The following is a 19,561-nucleotide window of genomic DNA, read 5'->3' on the forward strand; positions in this document are numbered from 1 at the left end:
ACATTGTTGTGACTGTATGCGTATTTCGTTTCGAGTGGTTAACGAAAGTGCAAAATATGATTGTTTATTGACTCAATAGTTAGTTAAATCAGCGTATGAGAAAATGTGAATCACATTCCTATAAACTAAAATAATTTATAAAGGCTAACGAAGATACGTTAGCCATATTGACCATAGAACGGGGGTCAAATGAGTACACAAACTGTGCCACAGGAAGTAGTTGTAGATGCTGTCAAAGGGGATGTTTACGCTTTAGACCTAGAGGGGAAGGTCAGAGTGATTAATGTCGGAGATGTATTGGTTTCCGGTGATGTGGTCATCACTGAGAATGGCTCAGAGATTGAAGTAATTGCTGAAGGTTCCCTCTTCCTTGTTGCTGAAAATTGTGTCGCTTGTATTCCTGCGCCGTCTTTGGAATCAGCGCAAACCGACGCCATTGTGCAAGCTCCAATTTACGGGCAGATTAATGTCGATCCAGCCGCAGCAGAGAATGCTGAGTTTGGGGCAGAAGACGTTGCTGCGATTCAGCAGGCCATTTTAGACGGTGCCGACCCAACAGCCATCCTAGAGGCAACTGCCGCAGGTCCCGGTGGGGGCGGTGGTTCTGGTTCTGCTAATGCAGGCTTTGTTACAGTTGAGTACAACAACCCAGAAGTTCTAGCCTCAACGTTTTTTGAAACCTCTGCGCCAATCGGTGATTCACAGGATGATGAAGACTTAGATGGACTTGATATTACAATTTTTGCTGATGGTGGTCAGTCCCTTTCTTCACAGGTCACTGAGGGTTCTATTTCCCAGTCTAGTTACCCACAAACCATTTCAGCGAGTGTTCTTGTAGAAGCTGGTGACCTTCCACTTGATACGACTTCTTTTGTCCCAGAAACGACGTCGCTCGAATCTTTACTGTTAGAGTTAAACTCTGATCTTACTTCGGGTGGCGAAGCGGTTAGCTTTGTTTATGACGAACAGCAGAATGCGATCATCGGTACACAAGAAGGTAATGAAGTCCTACGCATCGAGATTGAAGCGACCTCGCTAGGCCGCGATTTAGAGTTAGAGGTCGTTACCACGATCAGCCAGGGCATTGACCATGTCGCGTCTGTTGCTGATGGCCAAGTATCGATCGTCGGTGATCAAATCAATATCGCTTTTGATATTACAGGCGCAGATATTGGTAGTAACAGCATTCAAGCGCCTATCGACTTTACGACAACCGTTATTGATGGCGATGATCCTGCGCCGCAAAACGTTACTTTCGAAAACGTTGAATCCTCTTCTACCCCGATTACTGGCACCTTTGTTGATATTGGCAGTGATCAATTGGCAACGGTCACATTTAATCAAGAAGGACTTAGTCAATTTGATGGCCTATTGAGTGATAATCAGGCCACAGAAGCGGTACTCTCTGAAGACGGCAGTACTATCACCCTGTCCATTGCGGGCTCTAATGAAACCGTCTTAACCATCAGTCTGAATACTGATGGTACCTACCAATTTGAGCAATTTAAGCCGTTAGAACAAACAAACGGTGAAGATACGATTGAGCTCTCTTTGCCAACCACAATCGTCGATTTCGACCAAGATACGGCAAGCAACACCTTTACGATGACCATCCTTGACGGCGATAATCCAGTGATTGAAAACGTGACGGGATTGTCTTTAGACGAGGCGGGTGTTGACCAAGGTTCACAGGAAGGCGCGGTAGTAACAAGTGGCACTGGGTCGATCACGACAGCGGTCGGTAGTGATATCATTGATCACTATGAGTTGGAACCTACAGAGTTTAATGTTGGTGGAGAACTTCAGTCTCAGGGGCAGGTTGTCCAACTGGAACTTGCGTCCGAGAGTAACGGCGTGCGTACTTACGAAGGCTTCATCGAGCTGGATGGTGTGCGTGTCACAGTATTTGATGTGGCGATTGATGCCCCTGCATTGGGCGAATACCAATTCAACTTGTATGAACAACTCGACCATACGGGTGCTAACGATGACTCTCTCACTTTCTCATTGCCAGTTTACGCGGTTGATGCGGATGGTGACCGCTCCTCGATTACCGAAGGTTCGAACGCACCAGAAGCGGCGCAAATTGTCATTCAAGTTCAAGATGACGTTCCTACGATTGATGGCGTTGATGCGCTAGCCGTCGATGAAGATGATTTATCAAGCATCGGCTCCGATCAAAGTGACTCTGTGCTCGCGCAAGGTAGTTTCACGACTACTCAGGGCTCAGACCGTGTTGTAAGTTATCAATTAGAGAGCGGCACTGATCCACTCAATGGGTTGGAATCACAGGGTCGATCTATCTCTCTGACGGAAACAGTCAACTCAGACGGTAGCTTTACCTATTCTGCAACGGCAGAAGGTGAAGCGATCTTTACCTTGCAAGTGAACCCTGATGGTTCTTATTCATTTACCCTTGAAGGTCCAATCGATCATGCTGTGGGTAGCGATAGCCTAACTCTGGACTTCACTATTGTTGCAACGGACTTTGACGGTGACACCAGTTCACTTGTTCTACCGATTACCATTGCTGATGATGTGCCAACCATTAACGACGTTGTTGCTCTTACCGTCGATGAAGATGACTTAAGTTCGGTTGGCTCCGACCAATCACAGCCGGCGCTGGTTGAAGGCCAGTTCACGACAACTCAGGGCTCTGATGGCGTTGTACAGTATCAGTTGGATGTAAACGCAGATCCTTTGAATGGTCTGCAATCTCAAGGTCAAACCGTTTCCATTGCCGAAACGCAAAATGCAGACGGTAGCTACACCTACAGCGCAACGGCAAATGGCAGCGCAGTCTTCACATTGATTTTGAATACTGACGGCTCGTACAGTTTTGAGCTGCAAGGTCCAATCGACCATGCGGCAGATAGCGACAGCTTAACCTTTGATTTTAGTGTTATTGCTACAGATTTCGATGGTGACACAAGCCAAATCGTACTGCCGGTCACCATTGTGGATGATAAGCCAACCATTACTGACGTCGACGCTATTACCGTTGATGAAGATGACTTAGCGTCGATTGGCTCAGACCAAACTGATCCAGTTTCAATTGACGGTAACTTCACTACCACCCAAGGCTCTGACCGTGTGGTGAGCTACCAGCTAGATGCTTCTGCAACACCAGTTGATGGCCTTACCTCTCAAGGTGTAGCTGTAACGCTAACTGAGACAGCAAATGGCGACGGCAGCTTTACTTATGAAGCAACGGCAGGCACTGAAGCGGTCTTTACGCTGACAGTGAATACTGATGGGTCTTACAACTTTACGCTTGAAGGGCAAATTGACCACGCAGCAGATAGCGATGAGCTAACGCTGAACTTCCCAATCATCGCGACGGACTTTGATGGCGACACCACAAACGCAACGATCCCAGTCACGATTGTTGATGATAAGCCAATTATTACTGACGTTGATGCAATTACGGTTGATGAAGATGATCTAGCGTCAATTGGTTCAGACCAAAGCAATCCTATTTCTATTGATGGCAGTTTCACCACCACGCAAGGCTCAGACCGAGTGGTGAGCTACCAACTCGATGCTTCATCAACACCAGTTGACGGTTTAACGTCGCAAGGTGTAGCGGTCACGCTGACTGAAACTGCAAACGGTGATGGTAGTTTCACTTACGAAGCAACAGCTGGGGCTGAAGCGGTCTTTACGTTGACAGTGAGTACTGATGGCTCTTACAACTTCACGCTAGAAGGGCCAATTGATCACGCGGTTGATAGTGACAAGTTGACACTGAACTTCCCAATTATCGCGACAGACTTTGATGGCGACACCGTCACTGAAACCATTCCAGTCACGATTGTTGATGATGTACCGACCATCACAGCGGTGGATGCGTTGAGTGTCGATGAAGATGACCTTAGCGGTGTGGGTTCTGACCCAGGCGGCGATCTGTTCGTTGAAGGCGCGTTTACCACCACTCAAGGCTCTGACCGAGTGGTGAGCTATCAACTGGATTCAACGGCTGATCCTGTTGCGGGGCTGACGTCTCAGGGTGAGGCGATTACCTTGGTGGAAACCGCTAATGGTGACGGTAGCTTTACCTATGTTGCGACCGCTGACGGCAATCCTGTTTTCACGTTAAATGTAGCAACAGATGGCACGTACGATTTTACGCTGCAAGGCCCGATTGACCATGCAGCCAACAGCGACAGCCTGACGATTGATTTCGTAATTATTGCCACCGATTTTGATGGTGATACGACCACGGCGACCATTCCAGTTACGATCACGGATGATGCGCCAATCATTGATAATGTCGTGCCTCTGGCTGTGGATGAAGATGATTTATCAGGTATTGGCTCAGACCAAAGCGATGCAGTGTTTGTTGAAGGCGCATTCACGACCACCCAAGGTTCAGACCGTGTGGTGAGCTACCAACTTGATTCAACGGCTGATCCTGTTTCGGGTTTAACCTCGCAAGGTGAGCCAGTTACTTTGGTAGAGACTGCGAATGCCGATGGTAGCTTCACTTACGTTGCTACTGCTGATGGCAACCCTGTTTTCACCATGAATGTGAATCCAGACGGCACATACAACTTCCGTTTGGAAGGGCCGATTGATCATGCTTTGAATAGCGATGAGTTAGTACTGAACTTCCCAATCATTGCAACAGACTTTGACGGCGATACGACTACCGCGACCATTCCAGTCACTATTACTGATGACGTTCCAACCATCGATAACGTTGTTCCACTTACGGTGGATGAAGATGATCTCGCCACAATTGGCTCTGACCAAAACGATGATGCGTTTATGTCGGGTTCTTTCTCTACTACAGAAGGTTCAGACAGCGTTGTTAAATACCAGCTTGATGCAACGGCAGATCCAGTTGCAGGGTTGACCTCTCATGGTGAGCCTGTCGTGCTTGCTGAAACTGCTAACGGCGACGGCAGTTTTACTTACACAGCCACAGCAGATGGCAATGCCGTATTTGAATTGGTTGTTAAGCCAGACGGCAGCTACACCTTTACTCTGCAAGGCCCACTAGACCATGCAGTGAATAGCGACAGCCTGCAAATCGACTTCCCGATTATCGCAACAGATTTTGATGGCGATACGTCGGCAGAAACATTGCCTGTCACTATCGTTGACGATAAACCAACGATCACTGACGTAGATGCCATCCGTGTGGATGAAGATGACTTAGCGACGATTGGCTCTGACGGCTCAGATCTAATTTCAATCGATGGCAACTTCACCACGACACAAGGCTCTGACGGGGTAGTGAGTTACCAATTGGATACTGCTGCAACGCCAGTTGATGGCCTGACATCGCAAGGTGTAGCCGTGACGCTGACTGAAACCGCAAATGGTGATGGCAGCTACACTTACGAAGCGACAGCAGGAACGGAAGCCGTCTTTACACTGACAGTAAACACTGATGGCTCGTACAACTTCACCCTGCAAGGTCCAATTGACCACGCAGTAAATAGCGATGAATTGACGCTGAACTTCCCAATCATTGCGACGGACTTTGATGGTGACACCACCACAGAAACGATCCCGGTCACTATTGTCGATGATGTACCAACAATCACGGATGTTGACGCAATTACGGTTGATGAAGATGACTTAGCGTCGATTGGCTCAGACCAAACTGACCCAATTTCAATCGACGGCAACTTCAACACCACGCAAGGCTCTGACCGAGTGGTGAGTTATCAGCTTGACGCTTTTGCAACACCAGTGGATGGCCTGACCTCACAAGGCGTGGCGGTGACGCTAACAGAGACAGCAAACGTCGACGGCAGCTTTACTTACGAAGCAACGGCCGGCACTGAAGCGGTCTTTACGCTGACGGTGAACACTGATGGCTCTTATAACTTCAAGCTTGAAGGTCCAATCGACCATGCCGTGGATAGCGATGAGCTAACGCTGAACTTCCCAATTATCGCGACGGATTTTGATGGCGACACCACAAACGCCACTATCCCTGTCACCATCGTGGATGATAAGCCAGTTATTACTGACGTTGATGCAATTACGGTTGATGAAGATGATCTAGCATCAATCGGTTCAGACCAAAGCAACTCGATTTCTATTGATGGTAACTTCACCACCACGCAAGGCTCTGACCGAGTGGTGAGTTACCAGTTAGATGCCTCTGCAACACCCGTTGATGGTTTAACATCACAAGGTGTGGCTGTTACGTTGACTGAAACTGTAAACGGTGATGGTAGCTTTACTTACCAAGCAACAGCAGGTGGCAATACAGTATTTACATTAACTGTGGATACCGATGGCTCGTATAACTTCACGCTGGAAGGTCCAATTGACCACGCAGTAGGTAGCGATGAGCTAACGCTGAATTTCCCAATTGTGGCAACAGACTTTGATGGTGACACAGTCACTGAAACCATTCCAGTCACCATTGTTGATGACGTACCGACCATTACAGCGGTTGATGCGTTGAGTGTGGATGAAGATGACCTTAGCGGTGTGGGTTCTGACCCAGGCGGCGATCTGTTTGTTGAAGGAGCATTTACCACCACCCAAGGCTCTGACCGAGTGGTGAGCTACCAACTTGACTCAACAGCCGACCCTGTAGCGGGGCTGACGTCTCAAGGTGAGGCGATTACCTTGGTGGAAACTGTTAATGGTGACGGCAGCTTTACCTATGTCGCGACCGCAGATGGCAATCTTATCTTTACGTTAAATGTAGCGACGGATGGTACGTACGACTTTACGCTGCAAGGTCCGATTGACCACGCCACAAACAGCGACAGTCTGACGATTAATTTCCCGATTATTGCCACAGATTTTGATGGTGATACGACGACGGCAACCATTCCGGTTACCATTACAGATGATGCACCAATCATCGATAACGTCGTGCCGTTATCTGTGGATGAAGACGATCTTGCGACTATCGGCTCAGATCAAAATGATTCGGTTTATGTCGAGGGTGCATTTACGACGACGCAAGGCTCTGACCGTGTCGTCAGTTACCAGATTGATGCAACTTCCGACCCTGTTGCGGGCTTAACCTCGCAAGGCGAGGCGGTCGTATTGGTTGAAACCGCAAATGCAGACGGCAGCTTTACTTACGTTGCTACTGCGGATGGCAATCCTGTCTTCACCATGAATGTGAATGCGGATGGTACGTACAACTTCCGTTTGGAAGGGCCTGTTGACCACGCCTTAAACAGTGATGAGCTAGTACTTAACTTCCCAATCATTGCAAAGGACTTTGATGGCGATACGACCACAGCGACCATTCCTGTCACCATCACTGATGATGTTCCAAGTATCGATACTGTTGTTCCATTGACGGTAGACGAGGATGATCTCGCCACAATTGGTTCGGTTCAAAATGACGATGCGTTTATGTCTGGTTCGTTTAGCACGACAGAAGGTTCAGACAGCGTTGTTAAATACCAACTTGATGCGACTGCGGATCCGGTTAGCGGGCTAACATCACACGGTGAATCCGTTGTTCTTGTTGAGACTGCAAATGCTGATGGCAGTTATACGTACACCGCAACAGCCAATGGCAACCCAGTGTTTGAGTTGGTGGTGAAACCAGATGGTAACTACACCTTCACGTTGCAAGGGCCGATTGATCATGCGGCCAGCAGCGATAGCCTACAAATTGATTTCCCGATTATCGCGACCGACTTTGATGGCGATACCTCGTCGAAGACGTTGCCAGTCACAATTGTAGACGACAAACCGACCATCACAGATGTCGATGTGATCCGTGTTGATGAAGACGATCTAGCGACCATTGGCTCTGATGGCTCTGATGGCTCTGATGGCTCTGATGGCTCTGATCCAATTTCCATTGATGGCAATTTCACCACGACGCAAGGCTCTGACGGTGTAGTGAGCTACCAGTTGGATGCTTCTGCAACGCCAGTTGATGGCCTGACATCGCAGGGTGTAGCCGTGACGCTGACTGAAACCGCAAATGGTGATGGCAGCTACACTTACGAAGCGACAGCAGGAACGGAAGCCGTCTTTACACTGACAGTAAACACTGATGGCTCGTACAACTTCACCCTGCAAGGTCCAATTGACCACGCAGTAAACAGCGATGAATTGACGCTGAACTTCCCAATCATTGCGACGGACTTTGATGGTGACACCACCACAGAAACGATCCCGGTCACTATTGTCGATGATGTACCAACAATCACGAATGTTGATGCGCTTACTCTTGATGAAGATGATTTAAATACCATTGGGTCTGACCAAAGTGATGATGCCTTTATGTCCGGCGTATTCACCACAACGCAAGGTTCAGATTCGGTCGTTAAATACCAGCTTGATGCTACAGCCGATCCTGTTTCTGGATTAACGTCTCAAGGTGACGCTGTCACTATGTCGGAGGTGTTAAACCTAGACGGCAGTTACACTTACACGGCAACCGCAAATGGCAGCCCTGTATTTGAACTGGTGGTGAAGGCTGACGGTAATTACACCTTCACGTTACAAGGACCAATTGACCACCCTCTAAACAGTGATAGCTTGCAGATTGACTTCCCAATCATTGCAACGGATTTTGATGGTGATACATCCGCCGAAACCATTCCGGTCACGATTATCGATGATAAGCCAACACTCGGAGGCATCGAAGCGACAAGTGTGCAGACGGTCGATGAAGACGATATACCTGCAGTTGGCTCAGATGGTACGCAATCTAACAGCATTGCTGGTAACTTCATCGCAACGGATGGGTCTGATGGCATCGTTGAATACGAGGTGTCTGACTTAAGTGCGCCAGTCCAAGGTTTGACCTCTGGTGGCCAAACGCTTGTTCTGGTTGAAGTGTCAAACGCGGGTGGTGTTTCAGTTTATGAAGCGCGAACTGATGGTACGAATACTCCTGTTTTCCGAGTGACGCTCGATGCATCGGATGACAGTTATGAGTTCGACTTGCTTGCACCGCTCGATCATGCTGATGGACAAAATGAACTGGTCATCAATTTACCGATCAACGCGACCGATTTTGACGGAGACGTATCGAACAACATCACCTTACCAATTACGGTTGTGGATGATGTTCCGACTATCGACGGTTTGGCAACGGGCAGTGAACAAACGGTTGATGAAGATGATCTTCCTGCTGGTACCGATGCCGCAAGCCCAGAAGATACCGTCATTTCAGGTACCTTCAATATCACCGAAGGTGCTGACCAAGTTGCTTCTATTCAGCTCAGTGACCTGACCACGCCTGTCGCGTCACTTACATCGGATAGTGAAGCGATCACGTTAGTACTCTCTTCTAGTGTAAACGGCGTAAATGTTTACCAAGGCGTCGTTGGTACTCCTGCTGAAGTTGTGTTTGAACTGACCTTGGATGCAACGAATAATTCGTACGAATTCGACCTACAAAAGCCGCTCGATCATCCAGATGGTAATCAGCAAAACGAGATCGTCATCAACCTTCCTGTGACAGCGACGGATAATGATGGTGATACTTCACCAGCCTTCACATTGCCAATTACCGTTGTGGACGATGTTCCGGTTGTTACCAACATCGAAAGTCTACGTGTCGACGAAGACGACTTACCTCTTGGTTCAGATGGTAGCAAAGAGCCATTAACGGTATCGGGTGAGTTTGACGTTACTAGTGCAGATGGTATTGATGCCCTCGAATTGGATCTGAGTTCAAATCCTATCCCGAATCTGAAATCGGGTGGAGAAGAGGTTACGCTTTCTCAAGACGTCAGTGCTTCAACTGCTGATGCACTGGTCTATGTGGGACAAACCCCAAGCGGGGTTACTGTCTTCACGCTGACACTTCATCAAGATGGTAAATACGACTTTGAGTTATCTGGCCAATTGGACCACGCACTTAACTCTGATGAAATCTTGTTGAATCTACCCGTGAAGATCACGGATGGCGACAACGATGCCATCACTGCGACGTTGCCAGTGACCATTGTTGATGACAAGCCAACCATTGATGCTATTCGTCCTGGCAGTACCTTATCGGTGGATGAAGATGACATTCCAAGCCAAGGTTCGGACGACACACCAGAGTCTAATGTCATTGGAGGTAACTTCGATGTTACCGATGGTGCAGACTCTATTGTAAGCTTCCAGTTGGACAGCTTAACCTCGCCAGTATCTGGGCTTACTTCAGGGGGTAAAGCGCTTGAACTGGTTGAGTTCTCAAATTCAAATGGCGTGATTGAATACCGAGCCTACGTTCAAGGTACGACGGATACCGTCTTCAAATTGACGTTGAATGGTTCGGCAGACAGCTATGAATTTGAATTGTTGGGTGCACTTGACCATCCAGCGGGCAACGGTGAAAACTCGTTAGTCATCAACTTCCCAGTCAACGCGACCGATTTTGACGGCGATGTGTCTAATAACATCACCTTGCCGATTACTGTTGTGGACGATGTTCCAACGATTGTGAAAGTGACAGACTCTAGCCAACAAACAGTCGATGAAGATGATCTTGCTGGTGGCTCTGACACGACAAGTAGTGACTCAACGGTATTGACTGGTGGATTTGAAGTAGTTGATGGCGCAGATGAGATTGTCAGCTATCAAGTTTCTGACTTGAATGCTGTCGTGTCTGGTTTGACCTCGAACGGCAGCAACATTGAGTTGAATGTGGTGAGCTCGGTTGGTGGTGTAACCAGTTACGAAGCAGTGATTACTGGCACATCAACCAAGATCTTCACGCTGTCTCTTGATGCGAATAACGACAGTTACCAATTTGAGCTACTGGGGCCAATCGACCACGATCCGGTTCAGGGTGAAAACAACCTTGTTATTGATATCCCAATTACCGTAAAGGACTTTGACGGGGATACCTCTTCTTCATTGAACTTGCCGATCACCATCGTGGATGACATTCCTGAAATCACATCAGCGGATGCTTTGGCTGTTGACGAGGATGACCTCGCTAATGGCTCTCAGGCAATTAACAAAGACAGCCTTGAAGCAACGGGTAATTTCGATACCGTGGAAGGGGCTGATACCGTTGTTTCTTATCAGTTGGATCTTACCTCTAACCCGATCCCTGGGGTGACTTCCGGTGGTCTCGCGGTGACGTTAGTTCAAACCGCGGTAAGCAACAACAACTTCACCTATCAAGGTCAAACGCCTGATGGTAACTCAGTGTTCACTTTGGTTTTGAATGCTGATGGTTCTTACAAGTTTACCCTTGAAGGTGCGTTAGACCACTCAACGCAAGGGGAAGATACACTCATACTCGATCTCCCAGTCTTCGCGACCGATGTCGATGGCGATACGGCTGGTATTAACTTACCAGTGACGATTGCCGATGATGTTCCAACCTTGTACGATGCGTCTATTTCGCGTGTTGAGGGACAAGGTAACCGTACAGTTCGCTTATTCCGAGACCCTGTGGAAGGTGATGATGATCTTGGTGCAGATGGCGCGCAAGTGACCTCGTTCTCAGCTGATGATTCTGGTATTTACTTCAAGCAAAACGGCGTCGACTCTGATTCTGTTGATTTGAACGGCAGCAACCAAGTCGTGTTCGTTCATAAGGTTCTTGATGGTGTGGATACCGAGATCGGTCGCTTAATTGTTCTAACCGATGGGCGCGTGGCTTTCCGTCCGAATGACGATCTTGATCATACTGAAACAGACTCGATTGATTTCACCATTAACGTTGTAGCAACCGATGGCGACGGCGATACCAGTGATGCCGATGTTGATATCTCAATCACGGACCGCAACGCACAAATTGATACGTCTACCGTTACTGCCTTTGAGGATCAAGGCCGTGGAGGTGTCGTTGCAGGCGTCGATTCGGCGAATACGCAAGATAATCTATCGACCTTGGATGTGACACCAGCGAAAGTCGATCTTGTCGTGAACTTGCACGATATCGATCGTACTGAAAGCTTAGGTGATATCACCATTCGTGATGCGAACACGCATAATGGTACCTTCTACTACAGAGATGGCAGCGGTAACTACATTGAATTAACGCCTGTAGGCAATACGGTTGTTCTCGATGCCTCGAATGTAGAGCAGTCATTCAATGGCGAGTTTGTCTCGTTGGACAACTTGTACTTCGTGCCGGATCGTCATTCATCTACGGATGCTTCGGGTATCGACCCACGTATCCGAGTAGAAATCCTGAACAATGGTACGCCAGATCATACGATTAATGGTCGCTTAGATATTGAAGTTGATGCGGTTGCCGATATCGCGACGTGGAATGCAAGCAGCACTTTCGATTACACCGTTGATGAAGATGGTAACAACGTTGAACTGGATATCGAAGCCAACACTCAAGACCTCAGCAACCCTGAAGCGATTGTTTATGAATTAGTGTTCACCGAAGGTGGCGCAGACGCAACGCTAGTGTACTCAGATGGTACTCCAGTCACTGAGGTTGGGGGCAAATACCTTGTTGACGCAAGCCGTATCAATGAGGTTGAAGTTGATCCTTCGGAGCATTTCTCAGGTCAAATCAAACTCGATGTTACTGCCATCACAACCGAAGACACGAACCCGTTAACGGGTAAAGAAACCGCGCGCTCTGACACTGAAGAAATTGTGATCGACGTTAATCCGGTTGCTGACCAAGCAAACTTCGTGGTTAATCGTATCAATATCTTTGAGGATAACGCTCGAACACAAGATACCGTAGACCCTGTCACAGACCACGATTCGCTTCAACTTAGCGAAGTGATTAAGATGACGCCGTCTGCGGATATTGATGGGTCGGAAGAACTGTTCGTGCGCATCGACAACTTCTCTATTGATGGTGTCACACTCGTTTGGCTCGATACGGCGAATCCAAGCCAAATTAATACGGTCACAGACAGTGGCGGTAACGTTCTATACTACGAAATTCCGGAATCGAGCCTTTCTAATGTTGAAGTACTTCCTCCGTTACACAGTAATGAGGACTTCACGTTTGATGTCGAGGGTATCGTAAAAGACAATGCGCTACTTTCAACGGGCGCAGCTCAAGATGTTCGCTCTCTAGGAACACAAACCGTGATTGTTGCGGTGAAAGGTGTTGCCGATATTCCTGATATCGAACTGAATGACAAAACGGGTATTTGGAACGTATTCGACGATGGTAATGGTAATGTTCGCGGCATTGAAGCGGAAATCGATGAAAATGGTGAAGTCGGCCTGGCATTTAGTGTTGTTTCGGGAGAGTTGAAAGATAACCCTGCAGACAGTTCTGAATCTATCACGGTTCTGCTGTCGAATATTCCAGATGGTATTGAGCTATTTGATAGTGACGGTTCATCTATCGACTTAACTTTCGTTGGATATGACGGCTCTGGTAAACCGATTTACGAAGCGAACATTACCAATGCGAACGTGAATTCGGGCATTGTCATTCGTCCTGAAACCTCATCGACAGAAAATATCGTTATTACGGCAACCGCAATCGTCACGGAAAACGACGGCCATACCCGTCAAGTTTCTCGTGAAATCCGAGTTAAAGTTGCGCCTGTAATCGATGCTCAAGATAACTATGTAGTGCGTTCAGAGGGCAACGAAGATGCACGTATAAATATCGACTGGGAGCCAACCGCGACTCAAAGTCCAGATTCTGATGAATTCTTTGCAGCACTTACAATCAGTGGTTTCCCTAGCGGTAGCACCGTCTATGTCGATGGCGTTGCTCAAACGGTGGTTGGAGGCAGTATCACACTGACTCCTGCTGCAAACGAATCAGAACAAGATTTCTCTGCTCGAGTTACTCAAGATGGATACATCCAAGTGCAACTAGAGTCAGATTCGAGTACGGATTTTAGCTTGAGCACTCAAGTGACGGTGAAAGAGATCGATGCCGAATACGTTGATTCAGGCAACCCAGGTGAGGGTATTGCATCAACGGTCATTAACGGTACGGTTAATGTTCAAGTGAACCCTGTCGTTGAACCGGAAGACCTAACGGGACCGGTAGCGGATCAAACGCGTCTTCTTGTGGAAGCGTCGGGTGGTGCTTCCACTGATGTGGTGCGTTCGGATACTCAAGGTCATATCGACTTTACCATTAACACGTCTGCTGGTGGTCAAACGGGTGCAAACATCATCAAATACCAAGAGTTTGATAACTCTTCAGACGAAGTTGTTACTCAGCTAGTGGTTCAGTTCAGCAATACTGACTCAGATATTTTGAATCAGTTAGTCATTGTCGGTGCATCGAATGAAGGTGGGGGGCGTTGGACAATCACAGATGAGGAGAATTTCTCAATCATCGCCCCAGCAGGCTTGGATTTGACGCCAAATGATGACTCTGATGATGGTGATAATGGCGGTTATTCATCTATCGGCTTAACTATCTATGCGCAAGTGAATGACTTGGGTGAGGACGCCATAGAAGAAGATGCAACGGTTACGCGTCAAACAGATATTACGCTTGAATTCCCGACGGATATTACGCCTCAAACGAGTGTAGCTGCGGAAATTGAACTTGATAACACGGTTCAAATTGATGGCGATGAGGACAACATTGTCGACCTTGGTACTCAATTAGCGTCGAAAGTGAACACTATTAATGCGGATGGCGTGGAAGATGTGTTGACGTTAGTGATTGACCCATCATCTGCGGGCGTTCCCCCTGGCCTCGTGATCGGTGGTACTGACCTTGATTTTGTTGATGGCAAGTATGTCTTCCAGGCGTCGATTGACGCGAGTGGGAACATCACCGGTTTAGACGGCCTTACTTTACGTGTAGCAGAAGACTGGGCGGGTGACTTTACCTTGCCAGTCTACTTCGTAACGACAGATACACAGTCGGGCGATGAAAACTCTACGCTTGAGTTTCTTCCTATTCAAATCTTGCCCGTTGCGGATGTTCCGGGCTCTTCCGGTGACCAGCCACTTGATAGTGATGTAACGCCAGATATCACGGTAGATATTACCGGCACACTTGGCCTAGATGCCAATAAGCAACCAGTTAATGACCTGAGCATTGATGTTCCAACCAATGACGGTGTCGGGTACGAAGATGGTTTGATTCAACTGAACTTGAATATCGATTTTGCGGATAACCGAAACGGCATATTAGCAGGACGAGAAACGCTCACCAATGTCAAGTTGACGCTTGATGATACGACACTGGGTGAGTTTGTTGATTCGAGTGGTAATTCATTAGGCACAAGCGTCGAGTTCAGTGCAGCTGAAATTGCAGCGGGAGCTTTGGATGAAGTGTTATTCAAGCCGAAAGAAAACTACCCGGTCGGTGGTGGTCAAAACACGGTTCAAATTAACATTGAAGGTGAGATTACAGATACTGCCATCATTGACCAAACGACGTTGACAAATCCTGGTGACGATATTGATGTGCGAACCTTCAACGATAATGTGTCATTTGAAATCACACCAGTGGTTGATGACATTACGGTCAGTGGTGCCGATCCTACTCAGCCTATTGTTGTTACAGGTGATGAAGATACGCTTATTTCGTTGACGCAGTCAGGCTCTGGCGTATCTGTCAGCCTAAATGATAATGATGGCTCAGAGCAGTTCGTTTCCTTGAAGCTGACAGGTTTACCTACGGACTTTATTGTTACCTCTAGCTCTTCTGATTACACGGTGAAAAACAACGGTAGTGGTGAGTGGAGCATCCAGCTCAACGACCCAACACAAACGTCAGTTGACTTGGGTGCGATTCAAATACAGCCGCCTAAGAACTTTAGTGGTGAAGCGGATATTGGTATTACCGTCTTTACGCAAGAAGAATTGCTTAAAGTGCCGACAGAACACACTAATAGTTTCACTATTGTCATCAATCCAATTGGTGATGACGTTGACGTAAACCCAGACACTCTTGTTTCGGGTAACGAAGGTGAAGATATCGATATCAATGTCAACGCGCTTGTCGTCGACAATAAAGAATCGATTGGTGACGGTGGTACTTACCAAGAGAACGATCCTGAAACACTACGAGTAGAGATTTCGAACGTCCCTGATGGCGCAAGCTTATCTTTGTCTGATGGCACAGCGTTTATCGATCAAGGCAGTGGTGTTTTTGTCCTAGAGATTGACGCTCAAGATTTGGATAAAGTGGTCTTTAACTCGGGCGATCGCAACGATAATTCATGGAATGGAACGCTAGAGTTTACAGTGCAAGCTGTAGACACTGGCTTAGATGGCAGCCAAAGCCTTGGCACGCCAAAACAGTTCGATGTGAATGTTGAAGTCGAAGCGGTTAATGACCGACCTGAATTCGTCAATACTGTCGATGTTGAAACGCCAGAAGATACCCCATTATTACTTGATGGGTTCAGTATTACCGATGTAGACGCTGTACTGGACGATCCAAATGCGGAATATGTGCTTAATGTTACTGTTGACAGCGGTACCTTGGAGCTCAACCCAACGCTCATCACTACCTACAATTTAACCGTGAGCGGTGATGGTACGGATTCAGTTGAGCTGAAAGGTACTGTAGCTGATCTAAACAATGCCATTGCAGATGGTCTGATTGAGTTCAATCCAGACCTGAACTTCTTTGGTGACGTTCAGGTAGACGTGACAGTAGATGACCAAGGCAATGAAGGTCTGGTGATTGGTGGGGTAGATGACACCCTAAATACCAACAGCAGCAGCTTCAATATTGAAGTGACAGCGGTGAACGATACCCCAGAAACTACGCCAGTGACGCTACCGGATATTGAAGAAGACAGTGGTGTGTTCTCTATCTCTGAAGCGGATCTTATTGCCAATGCGACGGACGTAGAGAACGATAACTTAACGGTTAGCAATGTTCAGTTAACGGATCCGAGTACCGGCAGCATTAGCTTTAATAGCGGAACAGGCGAATGGGAATTCACCCCTGCACCAGACTATAACGGTCCAGTAGAAGTAACGTATACCATTACCGATGATGGCACGACGGATGGCTCATCTGATCCTAAATCAGTCAATGGCAGTGCTTCGTTTAATGTTACAGAAGTCAATGATGCCCCAACAACGTCTGAAGTCACACTGACAGATGTAGCAGAAGACAGTCCAGCAATTGAGATTACTGAGGCTGAATTATTAGCGAATGCCTCTGATATTGAGAGCGACACGCTGACGGTAAGTAACGTTCAATTGGCAGACTCAAGTAGCGGCACGCTTGATTTCGATAGCAATACGGGTACGTGGTCATTCACTCCAGCGCCAGGCTATAACGGTACGGTGAATCTGACGTATGACATTACTGATGATGGCACAACGAACGGCGCTTCTGACCCTCAAACGGTGCCAGGAACCGCAACCTTTGAAGTAACAGAAGTCAATGATACGCCGGTAACATCTGAAGTCACCTTAACCAGTACCGAAGAAGACGGTGGTGCGGTAACCATTACTGCTACCGAGTTGCTAAGCAACGCAAGTGACCCTGAGGGCGATAACTTGACCATCAGCAACCTTGCGCTAGCGGACCCATCCATGGGTACCCTTACACCTGTGAATGCGACAGAATGGACGTTTGAGCCTGCGGCGGACTTTTTCGGTGACGTGAACTTTACTTACGAAATCACCGATGATGGAACCACCAATGGTGCACCAGACCCAATTACCATTGCGGGAACGGCTGTGCTGAATGTGGAAGCGACAAACGATGCGCCAGAAATTTCGGCAAATTCAGTTACCGACACAATCAGTGAGGCAGACGGTCAGAAAATCACTGGCATCAGCGTCAGTGACATTGACTTCACTGGTGCGCAAGCGAATGAAATCATGACAGTAACCTTAAGCGTAAGTGAAGGCGATGTTCGCGTTGAAGCGCCGACTAGCAGTGGTGTAACGGTTGGCAGCGGAATGGCGGGCGAAGTTATTCTGATGGGTACCCCTGGTGACATTAGTGCCGTTCTAGGAGCGACAGATGCTGCTGAGGGTGTATTCGTGGATGCAGGTGACGTAGACAGCGCGTCGATTACCCTTTCGGTAAAAGCGGAAGACAATGGTGTGTACTTCGAAAACACCGCAGGTACGGCACTTGAAGCGAATCAAGACTTCACCATTAATGTTACTCCAATGGCAGATGCACCGACGTTAGGTATTGATCCTCAGTTCAATTACATTCGCCAAATTGCCGCTAGCCAAACTGCGAGCAGCCAAGGCTTAGCGATTGTTGGCATTATGGCCGCGTTGACGGATATTGATGAAGTGTTGTCACTTGAGCTCTCTGGCGTGCCAAGCAGCGCAGCAGTGACCAGTGGTGTGTCTCCTTCAAATATCACTTTTGACGGTACGACATGGTCAGTGCCAGCCGATGAAATTGATACATTGGAAATCATTGCGACCGACACCAATGTGGGCATTGATATTGGTTCGCATGATATTACGCTGACGGCAATTTCAACAGAGACGAACGGTGATGAAGCGCAATCTTCTTCTATTCAAATCAGCTTAGAAGTGACAGACGACAACGATGATATCAACCAATCAACGGCAACGGACGACAGTTACTTAGTTGGCGGCGATACGGGTATTAACCTAACGGGTGGTGATGGAGATGACCTCATTGTCGGTGGCGATGGCAATGATACTCTGATCGGCGGTTTAGGTTCTGACATCTTAACCGGTGGTGACGGTAGCGATATCTTCAAGTGGACGTTGGATTCTGTTGATGAGGGAGCAGTGGATACGATCACTGACTTCACAGTGAATGAAGACATGATCGACTTACGCGAAGTGATCTCGGATCTGAATAGCCCGATGGTAGATATGGATGATTTGTTAGGCCACATCTCAGCGGATTATGATGCAGCGACAGAAGCAGTATCGCTGAACATCACTACCGATGCGAATGTACACCAAACCATTGTGGTTGAGCACCTAGGTGACACGATTGATTTTAACGGCTTGAGCTCGAATGAAATCGTTGAATCATTACTCAACAATAATATACTGTCTAACGGTTAAAAGTGCATAAAGCAAAAGCGCGATAGCTCAAAGAGTCATCGCGCTTTTTAGTATCTGAAACATACCCACACTAAAGTGAGCTAGAAGTATTTTCGGGTTAGCTTTAATCAATAAGGTGGATTTGAGAGATTTAAACGTGGATATCAAGTAGACTGCCGATCACTTCATTATTTCTATCGACAACAGACGCACCAATTCGGTTGTAACTTGCCGCTTGAGTCAAGTTAACTAAAGGTTCGATTGCATTGGAAGAGGTGTCAGAGTCTGGAGTATTGAATGAGAGATCGGAATCTTTGATTAATTCAACCTTGTTGAAGTCAAGGTCGTTCTCTTTAACAAAGTCTTTTTGTATATCATGCGCAGCATCTTCAGTCATCTTTTGCGATAGCTGAATCATTTGGTATCCGGATTGAACCCCTGATATTGGCATGCTGCGTCTCTCACTTGATATGCTTTTACTAGCATAGGAAGTGTTGCAAATTCATGCAAGTGCTTTTGTTAAACGGCTTGATTAAGCAAACAGTTTTGAAAGCATTTCACGTTCTTCATTCGACAAGAGTGGGCTTTCTTTCTTATTCAATGAATGACTAATGTCACCTTGAAGCGACTTTAATTGACTCGCCGTCAGATCATTAATCTTCTGTCTTAGTTCATTAAACTGTTGAGTAGTCATCTCGACCTCCCTACATTTCTTGGGCTTCTCCTTCATCCACCC

General features: G+C 47.4%; 3 protein-coding genes. 1 reads left to right on the plus strand and 2 read right to left on the minus strand.

Features of this window, described 5'->3' with window-relative positions; translation table 11 throughout:
- The first annotated feature begins 189 nt into the window (after positions 1–189).
- A complete protein-coding gene (locus tag C1S74_RS21085; protein ID WP_103415362.1) occupies positions 190–18,846 on the plus strand; it encodes a retention module-containing protein in 18,657 nt (6,218 codons plus the stop codon).
- A gap of 130 nt (positions 18,847–18,976) precedes the next feature.
- Here C1S74_RS21085 and C1S74_RS21090 read toward each other — a convergent pair whose 3' ends face one another.
- Positions 18,977–19,243, minus strand: a complete 267-nt coding sequence (locus tag C1S74_RS21090) for a hypothetical protein (protein WP_045402670.1) — start codon at positions 19,241–19,243, stop codon at positions 18,977–18,979.
- 114 nt (positions 19,244–19,357) lie between these two features.
- On the minus strand, positions 19,358–19,519 hold the full coding sequence (locus tag C1S74_RS26555; RefSeq protein WP_167391154.1) for a hypothetical protein: 162 nt from the start codon (positions 19,517–19,519) through the stop codon (positions 19,358–19,360).
- Positions 19,520–19,561: the final 42 nt, after the last annotated feature.

The sequence above is a fragment of the Vibrio hyugaensis genome (assembly GCF_002906655.1).
GTDB classification, from domain to species: Bacteria; Pseudomonadota; Gammaproteobacteria; order Enterobacterales; family Vibrionaceae; genus Vibrio; species Vibrio hyugaensis.

What these genes read in the sequence shown, in the direction of transcription:
- C1S74_RS21085 (WP_103415362.1), top strand. Translation starts at nt 190, where the DNA reads ATGAGTACACAAACTGTGCCACAGGAAGTAGTTGTAGATGCTGTCAAA.
- C1S74_RS21090 (WP_045402670.1), bottom strand. Translation starts at nt 19,243, where the DNA reads ATGATTCAGCTATCGCAAAAGATGACTGAAGATGCTGCGCATGATATA.
- C1S74_RS26555 (WP_167391154.1), bottom strand. Translation starts at nt 19,519, where the DNA reads ATGACTACTCAACAGTTTAATGAACTAAGACAGAAGATTAATGATCTG.